The sequence below is a fragment of the Klebsiella sp. GW_Kp182 genome (genome assembly GCF_040062275.1).
Taxonomy (GTDB): domain Bacteria; phylum Pseudomonadota; class Gammaproteobacteria; order Enterobacterales; family Enterobacteriaceae; genus Klebsiella; species Klebsiella michiganensis.
This window is the reverse complement of the sequence record NZ_JBEAFQ010000011.1, coordinates 18,374-36,276: the sequence shown is the minus strand read 5'-3', so window position 1 is coordinate 36,276 and position 17,903 is coordinate 18,374. Positions and strand designations below refer to the sequence as shown.

16 protein-coding genes are annotated in these 17,903 nt (G+C 56.7%); 3 read left to right on the top strand and 13 right to left on the bottom strand.

The window, feature by feature from the left end:
* Positions 1-550 precede the first annotated feature (550 nt).
* Positions 551-4,438, bottom strand: a complete 3,888-nt coding sequence (gene purL / locus ABLU88_RS12705; RefSeq protein ID WP_064404355.1) for a phosphoribosylformylglycinamidine synthase — start codon at positions 4,436-4,438, stop codon at positions 551-553.
* A 174-nt stretch (positions 4,439-4,612) separates the two neighbouring features.
* On the opposite strand from purL, the gene mltF reads away from it, so the two are divergent.
* Entirely contained in the window at positions 4,613-6,229 is a 1,617-nt protein-coding gene (mltF, locus tag ABLU88_RS12700) for a membrane-bound lytic murein transglycosylase MltF (RefSeq protein ID WP_032720549.1), read from the top strand.
* On the opposite strand, the gene tadA is transcribed toward mltF, so the two are convergent.
* Positions 6,226-6,732, bottom strand: a complete 507-nt coding sequence (tadA, locus tag ABLU88_RS12695) for a tRNA adenosine(34) deaminase TadA (protein WP_014230397.1) — start codon at positions 6,730-6,732, stop codon at positions 6,226-6,228. The genes mltF and tadA overlap by 4 nt on opposite strands.
* Positions 6,733-6,790: 58 nt before the next feature.
* Positions 6,791-7,426: a phosphatidylglycerophosphatase C gene (gene yfhb, locus ABLU88_RS12690; RefSeq protein ID WP_004853258.1), complete on the bottom strand. Its 636-nt coding sequence runs from the start codon at positions 7,424-7,426 to the stop codon at positions 6,791-6,793.
* A 209-nt stretch (positions 7,427-7,635) separates the two neighbouring features.
* On the opposite strand from yfhb, the gene ABLU88_RS12685 reads away from it, so the two are divergent.
* A complete protein-coding gene (locus ABLU88_RS12685; RefSeq protein ID WP_014230398.1) occupies positions 7,636-8,484 on the top strand; it encodes a MurR/RpiR family transcriptional regulator in 849 nt (282 codons plus the stop codon).
* A 166-nt stretch (positions 8,485-8,650) separates the two neighbouring features.
* Complete coding sequence (locus ABLU88_RS12680; protein WP_004114478.1) at positions 8,651-8,911, top strand: YfhL family 4Fe-4S dicluster ferredoxin; 261 nt, start codon at positions 8,651-8,653, stop codon at positions 8,909-8,911.
* Between the two features lie 46 nt (positions 8,912-8,957).
* On the opposite strand, the gene acpS is transcribed toward ABLU88_RS12680, so the two are convergent.
* The 10 genes from acpS to rseA form a co-directional block, all read right to left on the bottom strand.
* Positions 8,958-9,338, bottom strand: coding sequence for a holo-ACP synthase (gene acpS / locus ABLU88_RS12675; RefSeq protein ID WP_014230399.1), 381 nt, complete (start codon positions 9,336-9,338; stop codon positions 8,958-8,960).
* Positions 9,338-10,069, bottom strand: coding sequence for a pyridoxine 5'-phosphate synthase (gene pdxJ / locus ABLU88_RS12670; RefSeq protein ID WP_014230400.1), 732 nt, complete (start codon positions 10,067-10,069; stop codon positions 9,338-9,340). The genes acpS and pdxJ overlap by 1 nt, the downstream gene beginning before the upstream one ends.
* A gap of 11 nt (positions 10,070-10,080) precedes the next feature.
* A complete protein-coding gene (gene recO, locus ABLU88_RS12665; RefSeq protein WP_004853269.1) occupies positions 10,081-10,818 on the bottom strand; it encodes a DNA repair protein RecO in 738 nt (245 codons plus the stop codon).
* Between the two features lie 198 nt (positions 10,819-11,016).
* Positions 11,017-11,922: a GTPase Era gene (gene era, locus ABLU88_RS12660; protein ID WP_348836662.1), complete on the bottom strand. Its 906-nt coding sequence runs from the start codon at positions 11,920-11,922 to the stop codon at positions 11,017-11,019.
* The gene (gene rnc / locus ABLU88_RS12655) at positions 11,919-12,599 is read right to left on the bottom strand and encodes a ribonuclease III (RefSeq protein WP_004104573.1); all 681 of its coding nucleotides are present in this window, start codon (positions 12,597-12,599) and stop codon (positions 11,919-11,921) included. The genes era and rnc overlap by 4 nt, the downstream gene beginning before the upstream one ends.
* A 226-nt stretch (positions 12,600-12,825) precedes the next feature.
* Positions 12,826-13,800 carry a signal peptidase I gene (gene lepB, locus ABLU88_RS12650; protein ID WP_143440394.1) on the bottom strand — a complete coding sequence of 325 codons (975 nt, stop codon included), beginning with the start codon at positions 13,798-13,800 and terminating at the stop codon, positions 12,826-12,828.
* A 15-nt stretch (positions 13,801-13,815) separates the two neighbouring features.
* Complete coding sequence (lepA, locus tag ABLU88_RS12645; RefSeq protein ID WP_004853275.1) at positions 13,816-15,615, bottom strand: translation elongation factor 4; 1,800 nt, start codon at positions 15,613-15,615, stop codon at positions 13,816-13,818.
* 185 nt (positions 15,616-15,800) lie between these two features.
* Positions 15,801-16,280 carry a SoxR-reducing system protein RseC gene (rseC, locus tag ABLU88_RS12640; RefSeq protein ID WP_025106579.1) on the bottom strand — a complete coding sequence of 160 codons (480 nt, stop codon included), beginning with the start codon at positions 16,278-16,280 and terminating at the stop codon, positions 15,801-15,803.
* On the bottom strand, positions 16,277-17,233 hold the full coding sequence (gene rseB, locus ABLU88_RS12635; protein ID WP_004853278.1) for a sigma-E factor regulatory protein RseB: 957 nt from the start codon (positions 17,231-17,233) through the stop codon (positions 16,277-16,279). Before rseB ends, rseC begins: the two co-directional genes overlap by 4 nt.
* Complete coding sequence (gene rseA, locus ABLU88_RS12630; RefSeq protein ID WP_004853279.1) at positions 17,233-17,883, bottom strand: anti-sigma-E factor RseA; 651 nt, start codon at positions 17,881-17,883, stop codon at positions 17,233-17,235. Before rseA ends, rseB begins: the two co-directional genes overlap by 1 nt.
* Positions 17,884-17,903 lie beyond the last annotated feature (20 nt).

The window sequence follows — 17,903 nt, the reverse complement described above, 5'->3', positions numbered from 1 at the left end:
AATCATTAGCTCATGACGATGCTAACCGAGGACGCAATAAACATCTACGCCGGAAATAATAAAGCCAGGCTACAGGAGCCTGGCTTTATTAAGAAATGAGGCGGTGCCTTACTCGACGTTTCGCCCGATGACTGATAAAGCAGAGCTGTTATCAGGAGTTGGACGGCAGGCACCTGTTTGTGCGTCATTCGAAGTTTATGTAGCGCGTCCCGAAGGGGCTGACATAAGAAGGTGAATGAGCCACTGGTTATAATTATGCACGAACTATGCCACATCTCAAAACATTTTATTAACACAATGAAATATAATACCTTTTTACTATTTATGGACGTGAATGATGATGGTCGGTTTATGCGCAAAGTGTCGCTGATTAGCAACACCGGATGAATGGTTTAGCAATGCTATTATAAATCAATATGTTAAGTGTCACCTTTTGACGACACCGCTATAGCGCGTTTGTCGGCGATCCCCGACACCTGCTGTCGATACGCCTCACCAATAAAAAAGCCCCCTGCGCGGGCAGGAGGCTTAATGCGATTTGTGAGCGGTTTTAGCCCAGCTGTTTACGCGCGTTGCGGAAAATACGCATCCACGGGCTGTCTTCGCCCCAGTTTTCCGGATGCCAGGAGTTCGACACGGTGCGGAACACGCGTTCCGGGTGCGGCATCATGATGGTCGCGCGCCCGCTTTCGCTGGTCACCGCGGTGATACCGTTCGGCGAACCGTTCGGGTTAGCCGGATAGTTTTCCGTCACCTTGCCGACGTTGTCGACGAAGCGCAGCGCCACCAGGCCTTTGCTTTCCAGCTGCGCCAGATGCGCGCCATCGCGGACTTCCACCTGTCCTTCACCGTGAGATACGGCAATCGGCATCATTGACCCCACCATCCCCTGCAGCAGCAGCGACGGGCTCTGGGTCACTTCAACCAGGCTGAAGCGCGCTTCAAAGCGGTCCGACTGGTTACGCACAAAGCGCGGCCACAGCTCGCTGCCCGGGATCAGCTCGCGCAGGTTAGACATCATCTGGCAGCCGTTGCACACGCCCAGCGCCAGGGTTTGCGGACGATGGAAGAAGGTGGCAAATTCGTCGCGAACTCGCTCATTGAACAGGATCGATTTCGCCCAGCCCTCACCCGCGCCTAAAACGTCACCGTAGGAGAAGCCGCCGCAGGCCACCAGCGCCTGGAAGTCAGCAAGACCGGTACGCCCCGCCAGCAGGTCGCTCATGTGCACATCGATGGCATCAAAGCCCGCGCGATGGAACGCCGCGGCCATTTCGACATGGGAGTTCACGCCCTGCTCGCGCAGCACCGCAACCTTCGGACGCGCGCCGGTGGCAATATAAGGCGCAGCGATATCCTCATTGATATCGAAGGAGAGCTTCACGTTAAGGCCCGGATCGGCATCGTTGGCTTTCGCCTCGTGCTCCTGGTCGGCGCACTCCGGGTTATCGCGCAGACGCTGCATTTGCCAGGTGGTTTCTGCCCACCACATGCGCAGCGTTGTGCGGCTTTCGCTGAATACCGGGTGACCGTCGGCCTCGATGATAAAGCGATCGCCCGTCGTGGCCTGGCCAAGATAGTGAACGCAATCCGCCAGACCATGAGCGGCCAGCAGCGCTTCCACCGCCTGGCGGTCGGCGGCACGAACCTGAATCACCCCGCCAAGCTCCTCGTTAAACAGCGCGGCCAGACGATCCTCGCCGAGCGCGGCGATATCAACCTTGACGCCGCAGTGGCCGGTAAAGGCCATCTCGGCCAGCGTGACCAGCAGGCCACCGTCAGACCGGTCGTGCCACGCCAGCAGCTTACCTTCGGCCACCAGCGCCTGCATTGCGTCCCAGAAGCCTTTCAGCTGCGCGACATCGCGCACGTCGGCGGTCACATCGCCAAGCTGACGATAAACCTGCGCCAGCGCGGTCGCGCCCAGCGCATTGTTCCCCTTGCCTAAATCAATCAGCAGCAGGGCGTTGTCTTCAGTCACGAGCTGTGGGGTGACGGTACGGCGTACGTCTTCCACGCGGGCAAAGGCGGAAATCACCAGCGACAGCGGAGAGGTCATCTCGCGCTGTTCAGCGCCTTCCTGCCAGCGGGTTTTCATCGACATGGAGTCTTTACCCACCGGAATGGTCAGTCCCAGGGCCGGACAGAGCTCTTCGCCAACCGCTTTTACCGCTTCATATAAACCGGCGTCTTCGCCCGGGTGACCGGCTGCGGCCATCCAGTTTGCCGACAGCTTCACGCGATTGAGCGCGCCAATCTGCGTCGCCGCGATGTTGGTCAGCGCCTCGCCGACCGCCAGACGGGCGGAAGCGGCAAAGTCCAGCAGCGCCACCGGCGCGCGCTCGCCAATAGACATGGCTTCGCCATAGTAGCTGTCGAGACTGGCGGTGGTCACCGCGCAGTTAGCCACCGGGATCTGCCACGGACCCACCATCTGATCGCGCGCCACCATACCGGTGACGGTACGGTCGCCGATGGTGACGAGGAAGGTTTTCTCCGCCACGGTCGGCAGGTGCAGCACGCGATTCACCGCGTCGGCAATAGTGATTCCCTGGCGTTCCAGACTCTGGCCCTGGGCTTTGAGCGTCTGCACGTCGCGGGTCATTTTCGGCGTTTTGCCCAGCAGCACGTCAAGCGGCAGGTCGATCGGGCGATCGTCAAAGTGGGTATCGTCGAGGCTCAGATGCAGCGCTTCGGTCGCTTCGCCAATCACCGCGTACGGCGCGCGTTCGCGGCGGCACAGCTCATCAAACAGCGGCAGCTGCTCCGGCGCGACCGCCAGCACATAACGTTCCTGCGATTCGTTACACCAGATCTCCAGCGGGCTCATGCCCGGCTCATCGCTGAGGATATCGCGCAGCTGGAATTTACCGCCGCGTCCGCCGTCGCTGACCAGTTCAGGCATCGCGTTCGACAGACCGCCGGCGCCGACGTCGTGGATAAACAGAATCGGGTTAGCGTCGCCCAGCTGCCAGCAGCGGTCGATAACTTCCTGGCAACGACGTTCCATTTCCGGGTTGTCGCGCTGTACGGAGGCGAAATCGAGATCGGCATCGGACTGGCCGGAAGCCATTGAAGAGGCCGCGCCGCCGCCAAGACCGATGTTCATCGCCGGACCGCCGAGAACAATCAGCTTCGCGCCGACGACGATCTCGCCCTTCTGCACGTGTTCGCCGCGAATGTTGCCGATACCGCCCGCCAGCATAATGGGCTTGTGATAGCCGCGCAGCTCTTCGCCGTTGTGGCTGCTCACTTTCTCTTCATAGGTACGGAAGTAACCGTTGAGCGCCGGACGACCAAATTCGTTGTTAAACGCCGCGCCGCCCAGCGGGCCTTCGGTCATGATATCCAGCGCGGTGACGATACGCTCCGGCTTACCGAAATCCTCTTCCCACGGCTGCTCAAACCCCGGAATACGCAGGTTGGAAACCGAGAAGCCCACCAGACCCGCTTTCGGCTTCGCGCCGCGCCCGGTGGCGCCTTCATCGCGAATTTCGCCGCCGGAACCGGTCGCCGCGCCCGGCCACGGAGAGATCGCCGTCGGGTGGTTATGGGTTTCGACCTTCATCAGAATATGCGCGTCTTCCTGGTGGAAGTCGTAGCGGCCGGTTTCGTGGTCGGCGAAGTAGCGCCCCACGGCTGAACCTTCCATTACCGCGGCGTTGTCTTTATAAGCAGACAGCACGTAGTCCGGGGTTTTCTCGAAGGTGTTTTTGATCATTTTGAACAGCGACTTCGGCTGCTTTTCGCCATCAATGACCCAGTCGGCGTTAAAAATCTTGTGTCGGCAGTGCTCGGAGTTAGCCTGCGCGAACATATAGAGTTCGATATCGTTCGGGTTGCGACCCAGCTTCTGGAAAGCATCCTGCAGATAGTCGATTTCATCATCCGCCAGCGCCAGCCCCAGACGGAGGTTGGCGTCAATCAGCGCCTGACGGCCCAGGCCCAGCAGATCAACGCTGGTGACCGGGGTTGGCTGATGGTGGGCGAAGAGTTTTTCACCCTCTTCCAGCGCGCCAAAGACGCTTTCCATCATGCGGTCATGCAGTTCGGCCGCCACCTGCGACCACTGTTCGTCATTCAGGCTGCTCGCTTCGACGTAATACGCCACGCCGCGCTCCAGGCGCAAAACCTGTGACAGGCCGCAGTTATGGGCGATGTCGGTAGCTTTAGAAGACCAGGGAGAGATGGTGCCGGGACGGGGGGTAACGAGCAGTAGCTTGCCGGTCGGGGTATGGCTGCTTAAGTTCGGGCCATACTTGAGCAATCTTGCCAGGCTCTCGCGATCGTCGCCGCTGAGCGGGGCGCTGAGGTCGGCAAAATGAACGTACTCGGCATAAAGGGTGCTGACCGGAAGGTTGGCCGCCTGGAAACGTGCCAGCAGTTTATTGATACGGAATGCCGACAGTGCAGGTGAACCACGCAAAATTTCCATCATAAGTCTCTCGTCTTCGAAGCTTTCATGGTGAGCCAGGGGGGAAACGGGCGCCATTATAGTGAATCCTGCGCCCCGACGAAACCGTTTGCGTAGAAATAAAATGATTGCCGGGGTTTATCAATTAATGTGACTCATCTCGCGAATAAGTTGCCAACTGGCGCATTCTTAAGCAAAATGCCGCTCATTCTAGGACAACCTTTTACTTTTTCTGGTCATAATCTGCTGAGGAACGCGAAGCTGCAGAAGATTAACTATCTGAAAAAACTAAAGATTAATTATCTGCTCATCGGCATTGTGACCCTCCTGCTGGCGGCTGCCCTGTGGCCGTCTCTCCCGTGGATGGGAAAACCAGAAAACCGCGTGGCGGGGATCATGGCGCGCGGAGAACTGCGAATCAGCACCATTAATTCGCCGATGACCTTCGCGACCATCAATGACAAGACCTACGGTTTTGATTATGAGCTGGCGCAGCAGTTTGCCGACTACCTCGGCGTCGAGCTCAAAGTCACCGTCAGGCAGAATATCAGCCAGCTATTCGACGACCTCGATGAAGGCAAAGCCGACATGCTGGCAGCCGGGCTGGTCTACAACTCCGAGCGGGTGAAAAACTATCAGGTCGGGCCGACCTACTATTCCGTTTCGCAACAGCTGGTGTATCGCAAAGGCAACCTGCGTCCGCGCACCCTGGCAAACATCACCGCCGCGCAGCTGGCCATCGCTCCCGGGCACGTGGCGATTAACGATCTCCAGGCATTGAAAAAGCAAAAATATCCCGACCTTGAGTGGCACGTGGACGATAAGCGCGGCACGACGGCGCTGATGCAGGCGGTTATCGATGGCAAACTCGACTATACCGTCGCTGATTCGGTCGCCGTCAGTCTGTTCCAGCGCGTCCACCCGGAGCTGGCCGTCGCCCTCGATATCAGCGACGAACAGCCGGTCACCTGGTTTAGCGAAAAAGGTGAGGATAATTCCCTGCCGGCGGCAATGCTCGATTTCTTCAATAACATTAACGAAGATGGCACCCTGGCGAGGCTGGAGGAGAAATACCTCGGCCACGGCAACGATTTTGACTACGTTGACACCCGCACCTTCCTGCGCGCCGTGGAGAGCGTCCTCCCTGACCTGCAGCCGATGTTTGAAAAATACGCCCGACAGATAGACTGGCGGCTGCTGGCGGCTATCTCATGGCAGGAATCGCACTGGGATCCGCAGGCCACCTCTCCGACGGGCGTTCGCGGGATAATGATGCTGACCCGCAATACGGCGCAAAGCCTGGGCCTGACCGATCGTACCGACGCCGAGCAAAGCCTCGACGGCGGCATGCGTTATTTACAGGACATGATGAATAAAGTGCCGGAGTCGGTCCCACAGGACGAGCGCATCTGGTTTGCGCTGGCGGCTTATAATATGGGCTACGCGCACATGCTTGACGCGATGGCGCTGACCAAAAAGCAGAAAGGCAACCCGAATAGCTGGGCGGATGTGAAGCAGCGTCTGCCGCTGCTAAGCCAGAAAAACTACTACAGCCGACTGAAGTACGGATTTGCACGCGGGCACGAAGCCTACGCTTACGTCGAAAATATCCGCAAATATCATATCAGCCTCGTGGGCTATCTCTCTGAAAAAGAGAAAAAAGACGCGCAGATGGCGGCCTTAGGCGAACACTATCCGGCGGTCATGCCGGATGAGCTGGATAAAGAAGAGCAGTACACCAGGTCCTTTTTTAACTTTCGCGCCGAAACGCTGGTCGATAACGCAAAATTAAAAATCCCCGGAATGGGGCATTAATCTTGCGCCTGTTGGCCAGCTCGCTTTAGCGCTTTTTTCTCTTCCCGCCGCCAGCGGAAGAAATCGCTCAGCATGCCGGAACAGGCCTCCGCCATAACACCTTCCGCTATTTCTACCCGATGGTTCATGCCCGGATGATGCAGCACATCAATCAGCGACCCTGCGGCGCCGGTTTTCGCATCCCTGGCGCCAAACACCAGCCGGGAAATACGGCTATGCACCATTGCGCCGGCGCACATCACGCAGGGCTCGAGAGTAACGTACAGCGTTGCGTCAATCAGGCGATAGTTTTGCAACACCAGCCCGCCCTGACGCAGCGCCATAATCTCGGCGTGCGCGGTGGGATCGTGGCGGCCGATGGGCCGGTTCCAGCCCTCGCCGATGACCTGATGATTATGCACCAGCACGGCGCCGACCGGCACCTCGCCCTCTTCCCAGGCGCGTTTGGCCAGCGTCAGGGCGTGACGCATCCAGTATTCATCATTTAATTCATGGTCAGACAAAGCGGGCACTCCTGCAGAAAAGCGGGGCGCATTATACATGGGCGCTATGTATTACACACTATTCTAACTGCTGAAGATCGCCCTGCGGCGTCACCCGCCAGCGGTGCTGGCAAAAAGAGAGCAGCGGGTTGTCCTGCTCGCTGTCGCTGTAGCCGCTATACAAGCGCAGCGGTGCGCCGATCTTTTGTTCCAGCTGCGTCACTTTTTCATTACCGAGACAGCGCAGGGTTAACCCCCAGCCGCCGTAGCGTCGCTCCATTCGGCTGGCGATCAGATTCACCCGCGGCAGCCAGGCGGTATCAAAATAGACCTGTTCAACCAGCGACTGCGGCGAACCGGTGATCAGCCAGACGTCAGCGTCCGTGCTGGTCAGATAATGTTTAAGCCGCGCCTGAACAACCGGGAATGCCGTGACGTGCTGGCGAAACCAGCGAACAAAATTGGCCTCCAGGCGTTTAAGCTGCTGCTCGCTGCGTCCGAAGGTTGATGCCCAGAGCAGCAGGCTCATCGGCCAGCGCGCGGCGCGACCGTATAACATCAGTCCGGCCGCGATAACCGGCAATAAAGGAAGCAGCAGCAGCGCGTTCAGCGGCTGATGGCGCAGGGCATAGCGCAAAAAGCTGCCGAACATATCCTGCTGATGCAAGGTTCCATCCAGATCAAAGAAAACCACTCTCCGCGTGCTGCTATTCAAAACCCACTCCCCTGAACGATCGCATGATAACCAATAGCTTAACAGCCTTACGTCGCCAATAGCGAAAACATACGCTGCTGTTGAATCCGTATTAAGAAAACGTCTTTGCCGAGAAATCTTAGGCACAGAATTTTTAATTCGCGATAATCCTCTTATAATCGAATACAAAATTCTTTCAGCCGAGGGTGAAGCTGTCCTCCGGAGCCGCTATGAACTGTTTGACCCGTATTCGCCAGCGCTATCCGACGTTGGCCGCAAGCGATAAAAAACTGGCCGATTTCATTCTGGCTCAACCGGATCAAACCCGCCACCTCAGCTCGCAGCAGCTGGCGGGCGAAGCCGGCGTCAGCCAGTCAAGCGTAGTGAAATTTGCGCAGAAGATGGGGTTCAAAGGCTTCCCGGCGTTAAAGCTGGCGTTGAGCGAAGCCCTGGCAAGCGCGCCGACTCCGCAATCCGTACCGGTGCATAACCAGATTCGCGGCGACGATCCCCTGCGCCTGGTTGGCGAAAAGCTGATTAAGGATAACGTCGCGGCCATGCACGCCTCGCTGGACGTCAACACCGAAGAGAAGCTGCTGGAAGCCGTCACGCTGTTGCGCCACGCCCGTCGGGTCATCATTACCGGCATCGGCGCGTCGGGCCTGGTGGCGAGAAACTTTAGCTGGAAGCTGATGAAAATCGGCATTAACGCGGTATCAGAACAGGATATGCACGCCCTGCTGGCGACGGTACAGGCGATGTCTCCGGACGATCTGCTGCTGGCCATCTCCTATTCCGGTGAACGACGCGAGATCAATATGGCGGCCGGTGAAGCGCTGCGGGTAGGAAGCCAGATCCTGGCGATCACCGGCTTTAACCCCAACGCGCTTCAGCAGCAGGCGACGCTGTGCCTGTACACCATTGCGGAAGAGCAGGCCACGCGTAGCGCCGCGATCTCCTCCACCAGCGCGCAAATGATGTTGACCGATCTTCTGTTTATGGGGCTGGTGCAGCAGGATCTTGAGCACGCTCCGGAGCGGATTCGCCATAGCGAAGCGCTGGTGAAAAAGCTGGTGTAACCCCGAGTGCCCTGCCCGCTGTCAAAAGCACACACTCTCTTATTGGCTCAGGCCGGGCAAAATTTCTCCGCTGCGGATGGTCGCACCGCGGTTGAAAAGAGCTGGCCCGGGCGAAAAATGGGCGTATAATGCCCGCCCTGTTTGTGTTGTTTCTGAGAATTTCCTGATGGCGCTGTTAATCACCAAAAAATGCATCAACTGCGATATGTGCGAGCCGGAGTGCCCGAATGAGGCGATATCCATGGGTGATAGCATTTATGAAATTAACAGCGATCGCTGCACCGAATGCGTTGGCCACTATGATACGCCGACCTGCCAGAAGGTGTGCCCGATCCCAAATACCATTCTGAAAGATCCGGCCCATAACGAAAATGAAGAGCAGCTGTGGGATAAGTTTGTCCTGCTGCACCACGCGGACAAACTGTGATATTGCCGGATGGCGGCGTTAACCGACCTCTCCGGCCTGTAACACTCTAGCTTTCGATAATCACCGTGGCGCAGGCATAGTGACGCTCGTCGGCCAGCGTCACGTGAATGCTGCTTACGCCCATGCGCTCGGCCAGACTCTTCGCTTCGCCCCACAATCGCAGCTTTGGCTTACCCAGCTCGTCGTTGTAAACCTCAAACTGATTAAACGCCAGCCCATTGCGGATGCCGGTACCAAGCGCCTTGGCCGCCGCTTCTTTAACGGCAAAACGCTTGGCCAGAAAACGGACCGGCTGCTGATGCTGTTCCCATATCGCCCACTCGCTATCGCTCAGGACGCGACGCGCCAGACGATCGCCGCTGCGGGCAATTACCGCTTCAATACGGGCAATTTCTACAATATCAGTACCCAGTCCGAGAATGGCCATCAGGCGCGCGCTTCCTGCATCAAGCGCTTCATTTCCGCCACCGCCTCTTTCAGGCCGCTCATCACCGCACGGCCAATAATCGCGTGGCCGATGTTCAGCTCGTGCATTTCCGGCAGCGCGGCAATGGCCTTCACGTTATGGTAGGTCAAACCGTGACCGGCATTAACCTTCAGCCCCAGGCTGGCGGCATAGGTCGCCGCTTTGGCAATACGCTCCAGCTCTTTTGCCTGCTCAGCGTCAGTTTGCGCATCAGCGTAGCATCCGGTGTGAATTTCGATATAAGGCGCGCCAACGTCCGCTGCCGCCTTAATTTGCGCGTTGTCCGCGTCAATAAACAGCGAAACCAGGATACCGGCATCGGCAAGGCGTTTACAGGCGTCGCGCATTTTGTCGAGCTGGCCCGCCACGTCCAGTCCACCTTCGGTGGTCACTTCCTGACGTTTTTCCGGCACCAGGCAGCAAAAATGGGGCTGAGTCTCACAGGCAATCTTCAGCATCTCTTCCGTCACCGCCATCTCAAGGTTCATGCGGGTATCCAGCGTCTGGCGCAAAATACGGACATCGCGATCGGTAATATGGCGACGATCTTCGCGCAGATGGACGGTAATACCGTCAGCGCCGGCCTGCTCGGCGATAAAGGCCGCCTGTACCGGATCCGGATAAGCGGTACCGCGAGCGTTGCGTAATGTCGCAATGTGGTCAATATTGACCCCCAACAGTAATTCAGCCATGACAATCCTCGTTAATCGTTATTTGTTTTATCGGCTCGCGCTGCCCGCGCGGGCAAAAACTGACGAAAAAGCTCGCGACTTTTTAGCGGCTTCCCGCCCAGATAGGGCTTCAGGGCGATACGGGTGAAACGCTTTGCCGCGCGCAGCGCATCGCTGTCCGGAAATTCACGGCTCGCCAGCGCCTTAAGATGGTGCCCGGTAAAGGTGTTGTTATCAATAACCACGCTGGCGATAAAGCCTTTTTCTTCACGGTAGCGATAGGTCATTGCGTCGTCAACCGCTTCTCCGCTGCCGGCGCAGTGCAGGAAATCCACGCCATATCCCAGATGCCCCAGCAGCGCCAGTTCAAAACGCCGTAGCGCCGGTTCCGGCGAGCCGCTTGCGCCAGCCAGAGACTGGATACAGTGCAAATAATCGAAGAAGAGTTCGGAAAAGCGCGTTTCATGCTCAAGCACGCGAGAGAGAAGTTCGTTGACGTAAAGGCCGCTGTAGAGCGTGATGCCGCTGAGAGGGAGCGCCAGCGAGACGGCTTCCGCGCTGCGCAGCGTTTTGACTTCGCCGCGCCCGCCAAAGCGAAGCAGTAAGGGAGTAAAAGGCTGAAGCGCGCCTTTGAGGTTCGAACGTTTGGAACGTGCGCCTTTAGCCACAAGGCGCACGCGGCCGGATTCTTCCGTGAAGACGTCCAGCATCAGGCTGGTTTCGCTCCAGGGACGGCTATGCAGTACGAAAGCGCGTTGCCAGCCTTCCATCATACTCGTCGTCTTTCAAGCCGCAGGTGCGTTGGCTGCGCCCAATCCCCCCAGTCACTTACTGAAGTAAGCTCCCGGGGACTCGCGGTCTTGCCGCGTGACTCAGCCTCTGGCCTCGCGCCTTCGCAGCCAGCGCAAGCGCTGTTCAAAACACGTTGTGTTTTGTCCTGCACCTCGAAAGCCATAGAGTATCCAAACTTAGAGATCGTCGCCGTAACCGAGACTGCGCAGCGCGCGTTCGTCATCAGCCCAGCCGGACTTCACTTTCACCCACAGCTCGAGGTGAACCGGCGCTTCAAACATATCCTGCATGTCTTTACGCGCTTCGATACCGATGGTTTTGATTTTGGCCCCTTTGTTGCCAATCACCATCTTCTTCTGCCCTTCACGCTCAACCAGAATCAGACCGTTGATATCGTAGCCGCCGCGCTCGTTGGTTACAAAACGTTCGATTTCCACTGTAACGGAATACGGCAGTTCAGCGCCGAGGAAACGCATCAGCTTTTCACGAATGATCTCGGAAGCCATAAAGCGCTGAGAGCGGTCGGTGATGTAATCTTCCGGGAAGTGATGAATCGCTTCCGGCAGATGCTTACGCACGATACCGGCGATGGTATCAACGTTCAGCCCCGTTTCCGCGGAAATCGGCACGATATCAAGGAAGTTCATCTGGCTGCCAAGGAACTGCAGGTGCGGCAGAAGATCGGCTTTTTCCTGTACGTTATCGACTTTGTTGACCGCCAGAATCACCGGCGCTTTACCATCGCGCAGCTTGTTGAGCACCATCTCGTCGTCCGGCGTCCAGCGGGTACCTTCAACGACGAAAATAGCCAGCTCAACGTCGCCAATGGAGCTGCTTGCCGCTTTGTTCATCAGACGGTTAATCGCGCGTTTTTCTTCCATATGCAGGCCCGGGGTATCGACGTAGATCGCCTGATACGGACCTTCAGTATGAATACCAACGATGCGGTGACGCGTCGTCTGCGCTTTTCGGGAAGTGATCGAGATCTTCTGCCCGAGCAGCTTGTTCAGCAATGTGGATTTGCCCACGTTTGGACGACCAACGATGGCAATAAATCCGCAGTAGTTCTTTTCTTCGCTCATTCCAGCTCCAGCTTTTTCAGCGCCTGTTCGGCGGCAGCCTGCTCCGCCTTGCGACGGCTAGAACCCGTGCCAACCACCGGTTCACTCAGGCCGCTAACCTGGCAGTGGATAGTAAATTCCTGATCGTGCGCTTCACCGCGAACCTGTACCACCAGGTAAGACGGCAGCGGCAGATGGCGCCCCTGCAGATACTCCTGCAAGCGCGTCTTCGGATCTTTTTGCTTGTCGCCCGGGCTGATTTCATCCAGACGACTCTGGTACCAGGAGAGAATAAGGCGCTCAACGTTCTGAATATCGCTGTCGAGGAAAATCCCGCCGATTAACGCTTCAACGGTGTCCGCCAGTATAGATTCACGGCGAAAGCCCCCGCTTTTCAGTTCACCCGGCCCAAGACGCAGACATTCACCTAATTCGAACTCGCGGGCAATTTCTGCCAGCGTGTTGCCTCGTACCAGGGTCGCGCGCATGCGGCTCATATCGCCTTCGTCTACCCGAGGGAAACGATGATAGAGCGCGTTCGCGATCACAAAGCTCAATATTGAGTCGCCTAAAAATTCCAGGCGCTCATTATGTTTGCTGCTGGCACTGCGGTGAGTTAATGCCTGTTGCAACAGCTCCTGATGATGAAAAGTGTAGCCCAGCTTCCGTTGAAGCCGATTAATTACGATGGGGTTCATGCGTTACCAATAGATGAATGCGTCAAAAATGCAGCACACGAAACCGACCTGAGTAAAAACCAACGCGGTTTCGTGTGCTGTGTCAATCTTACGAGAGACAACCTAAAACTTCGGGGGGATATTCTATACGCAACGACAAGGGATGTCGTTAGTTTGAATAGATTTAAATTTTAAATAATTCACGCTGCCGTTATTGCGTCGGCAGCGTGAATAAAGCAGGAAAAATTTACTGGATACCACCGATACGCGATAAACGTACGCCGGTAGGCCATTCGCCTTCCTGTTTTTCGAAACTCATCCAGATTGCGGTTGCTTTACCCACCAGATTCGCTTCCGGCACAAAGCCCCAATAACGGCTATCGGCGCTGTTATCGCGGTTGTCACCCATCATAAAATACTGCCCCGGCGGGACAATCCAGGTCGCCAGCGGCAGACCGGACTGATGGTAATACATCCCCACCTGGTCCTGAGCAATCGGTACGGTCAATATACGGTGCGTCACTTCGCCCAGCGTCTCTTTACGTTCGGTCAGACGGATGCCATCGGCTTTCGTCTCGCCTTTCGGCAGTTGCCAGAAACCGCTGGTCGCTTCGCCGCCGTTGCTGCGGGAGAAGGTCTGTACGAAATCACTCGGCTCAACGTTGGAGTAAGTGACCGGCAGCGCGTTGCCGCAGGCCTGGCCAGAACTACAGCCCGGCTGGATAGTGACCTGCTTGGCAATCGGATCGTAAGTCACTTTATCACCCGGTAAACCGACCGCACGCTTGATATAATCCAGGCGCGGATCTTGCGGATATTTAAAGACGACAATATCGCCGCGCTTCGGATGTCCGGTTTCGATCAGCGTCTTCTGGTAAATCGGATCTTTAATGCCGTAGGCAAACTTCTCAACCAGAATAAAATCGCCGATCAGCAGCGTCGGCATCATCGAGCCGGAGGGGATCTGGAAGGGCTCATAAATGAATGAGCGAACCACCAGCACAATCGCCAGTACCGGAAAGATTGACGCGCCGGTTTCCAGCCAGCCCGGTTTCGGGCCGACCTTTTTCAGCGTTTTCTTGTCCAACTGGTCGCCGGCCGCCGCCTGCGCAGCGGCCTGACTTTCGCGACGTTTTGGCGCAAAGATAAACTTATCCAGGCACCACAACAGACCCGTCACCACAGTAGCGATGACCAGGATCAGGGCAAACATGTTCGCCATGCCAACTCCTTAGGGTTATTTGCCGTCTTTACCAACGTGCAGAATGGCGAGGAACGCTTCCTGCGGAAGCTCAACGTTACCGACCTGCTTCATGCGTTTCTTACCGTCTTTCTGCTTCTGCAGCAGCTTTTTCTTACGGCTGACGTCGCCGCCATAGCATTTCGCCAGGACGTTTTTACGCAGCTGTTTTACGGTAGAGCGGGCAATGATGTGGTTGCCGATGGCAGCCTGGATAGCGATATCGAACTGCTGACGCGGGATCAGCTCTTTCATCTTCTCTACCAGTTCGCGGCCGCGGTACGGCGCATTGTCGTTATGCGTGATCAGCGCCAGCGCATCCACACGCTCGCCGTTAATCAACACATCCACACGCACCATGTTGGAAGCCTGGAAGCGCTTGAAGTTGTAGTCCAGCGACGCATAGCCGCGGGAGGTAGACTTCAGTCGGTCGAAGAAGTCGAGCACCACTTCCGCCATCGGGATTTCATAGGTCAGCGCAACCTGATTGCCGTGGTAGACCATGTTGGTCTGTACGCCGCGCTTTTCGATACACAGGGTGATGACGTTGCCCAAAAACTCCTGCGGCAGCAGCATATGACACTCCGCGATCGGCTCGCGCAGCTCCTGAATATTGTTCAGCGGCGGCAGCTTCGACGGGCTGTCGACGTAGATAACCTCTTTCGAGGTGGTTTCGACTTCATAGACTACCGTCGGCGCCGTGGTGATCAGATCCAGATCGTATTCACGCTCCAGGCGCTCCTGGATGATCTCCATATGCAGAAGACCCAGGAAGCCGCAGCGGAAACCGAAGCCCAGCGCCGTAGAGCTTTCCGGTTCATAGAACAGAGAAGCATCGTTGAGGCTCAGTTTGCCCAGCGCGTCGCGGAAGTTTTCATAATCATCGGAGCTGACCGGGAACAGGCCGGCATAGACCTGCGGTTTCACCTTTTTAAAGCCGGGCAGTGCTTTATCTGCCGGGTTGCGCGCAAGCGTCAGCGTATCGCCGACCGGCGCGCCGAGGATGTCTTTAATGGCGCAAACCAGCCAGCCTACCTCGCCGCATTTCAGCTCGGTACGGTCCACCTGCTTCGGCGTGAAGATGCCCAGGCGATCGGCGTTATACACCTGCCCGGTACTCATCACCTTAATTTTATCGCCTTTGCGCATGGTGCCGTTTTTGATACGCACCAGAGAAACGACGCCGAGGTAGTTATCAAACCAGGAGTCGATAATCAGAGCCTGCAGCGGCGCTTCCGGATCGCCTTCCGGCGGCGGAATATCGCGCACCAGGCGCTCCAGCACGTCCGGTACGCCAACGCCGGTCTTCGCTGAACAGCGCACCGCATCGGTGGCATCAATACCAACGATGTCTTCAATCTCTTCCGCTACGCGTTCCGGATCGGCTGCGGGCAGGTCAATTTTGTTCAGGACCGGTACGACTTCAAGGTCCATTTCCATCGCCGTATAGCAGTTAGCCAGCGTCTGGGCTTCGACGCCCTGGCCGGCATCAACCACCAGCAAAGCGCCTTCACAGGCGGCAAGCGAACGAGAAACTTCATAAGAGAAGTCGACGTGGCCGGGGGTGTCGATAAAGTTCAGCTGATAGGTTTCGCCATCAGTTGCTTTGTAATCCAGGGTGACGCTCTGCGCCTTGATAGTGATACCGCGCTCACGTTCAAGATCCATGGAGTCCAGAACCTGGGCTGCCATTTCACGATCGGAAAGGCCACCGCAAATCTGGATAATACGGTCAGACAATGTCGACTTACCGTGGTCGATGTGAGCGATGATGGAAAAGTTACGTATATTCTTCATATTTAGAGTTAATTATGCCTTACGCGAATCATGAGGCCGCTGTTCTGTGCCTGACGTTTTTTAATCCGAAAACGCCGCATTCTACACTACATCCACGAAACCAGGAAATGCTCTTACCGCTAGCATAACCGGAGTAAACGATGAGTTCTTGCGGGAGTTGTAAATAAAGATAAGGGCCAGTGAAATCACTGACCCAGCTGGGAGGAAGGCGTCTCGATGCGGACTAAATCTGGCGGTAAACCGACGCTGATAATAACCGGCTGCCACGACTGCCGGGAGGCTAAGCCAGGCGAAAGACCGCGAGCGACCAGAAACCCGCCAACGCCGCCCAAAATTGCCCCGCAAAGCGAGGCAAAGTCGTTGGCAAACAGCACCTGGAATATCGATGCCATCAAGAACAAACCGACTAACGGCGCCATATAAACCAATACCGCCGACCCGAGCAGGCTGCTTTCGGCAATGCCCAGTTCGACTTTTTGCCCGGCCGACAGCGGCTGTTCGCAGGGGACGCTAAGGGTATGGCTGGTTTGCGGCCCAAGCTTATTCAGCACCCGGCTTCCGCAACCGGCGCGAGAAGCACAGCTGCTGCAGGAGGCTTTCACATCGCAGTGCACCAGCGCAACGCCATTTTGCCAGGAAACGACCGTCGCCCACTCTTTAATCATTGTACTGCCCTGAATTTAATACTATCGGAAATACGCTTCGCCGTTTGCGGCGGCAGCTCGCCAACGATGGTTATCTCTGCGTTATCACGCACGGTAGTCGCCACGGTACGACGGCCGGTACGCAGCAGCTGATCGCTGCTATTTGCCGTGGCGCGATTGATATTGACAGAGAAACTAAACAGCCCGTCGGAATACAAACGGGACTCTACCGGGCCATCGAAAGTGGGCAGACGACGCTGGCTGCTGGAGACTTCGGCCACGCCCTGCGGCAACCAGGTTGGCGCCCAGTTAAAGTTGGCCTTATTGCCCCCTTCCGGCACCGACAGCTGCGGAGGCAGGTTAGCCTTAGACAGGGTTTCCATACTGGCGCTAACGTTATCGCCAACGTTGAACGAGACGACGCGGAACTGCTCAAGCGTTTCGCCGTCGCGATCAAGCAGATCAACGCGCAGAGGCAGCTTAGTTTCAGCATCTAACCATGCGATATAGCTATAGCGGGTGCCATCGCGAGCCACGACGCGCACAACATCGCATAAACGATCGGCAATACGCGTCCGCCCCACGGAAATGAAGTCGTAATAGGATGACAGACGTTTAAAGTCGGAGTAGACCAATGAAGGCAGCGAATCAACGATATAGTCGCCGTTCAGGGTGAAAGGATCGAGTCCGGGCTCAAAATAGCTGATTTCCGTTCCGCGCAGCACCACTTCCCGACGCGGCCCGTCAAGCTGGAGCAGCTGTGCCAGGGTGCGATTGTTTAGTTTAGCGTGTCGATAACGCAGCGACTCAACACCCTGCTTGTTGATGCTGACGAAAGAGAGCTCGTAATTAAGGGACTGGCTGGCCAGGTTCATCTGCTGCAACAACGCCCCGGACGATGTATCAGCCGAGGCGTTGACGGAGAAGAACAGGCTGCCTGCCATGAGCGACATGGCACACCAAAGTTGCTTCATTACTGCGATTGTGTTCCTAAAGTTTGATAGCCCGGCACCTGAACAGCGGCTTGCTGAGTCTGGGCCTGGCCAAACTGAAGCTGTTCCGCATGCAGGCGACGCTGCAATTCATAGTCCTGCAGCATAGCATTAATTCTGCGGCGCTGTTCCTGCACCTGAGCCTGCTGACCGCTACCTGCCGAAGCATCCGCCGGCACGCCCAGGCTGACCGGGCTGGCCTTACCCATCATCGGCATGGTGTTAAACACCGGCGCCTCTGGCTGCTGGGATGAATCAGACTGGCCATTATACTGCTGAACGCCGACAATCACAGCAAGGGATACGCACGCGGCAACGCCCATCTGGGTAAGCGAGCTGGCCCACGGGCGTACTTTTTGCCAGAAAGGCATCTGACGCCACTGGTGCGGTGCGGGCTGAGATTCAGGAATTAGAGGAACCGTCTGACGAACGGGCTCGTTTTCAATGGCGGCCATGACGCGAGCTGAGATATCAAAATGGAGCACCTCACTCGTATCGCCTCGCAGCGTATCGCGGATGAGATGGTAGCTCTCCCAGGTTTTTTGCATTTCAGATGAACGCTCCAGCTCGTTGAGCAGTTCGTTATCCAGCGTTTCACCATCCATTAAGGCCGAAAGTTTTTCTTTCTGCATGCCTGATACCCTTTTCCAGT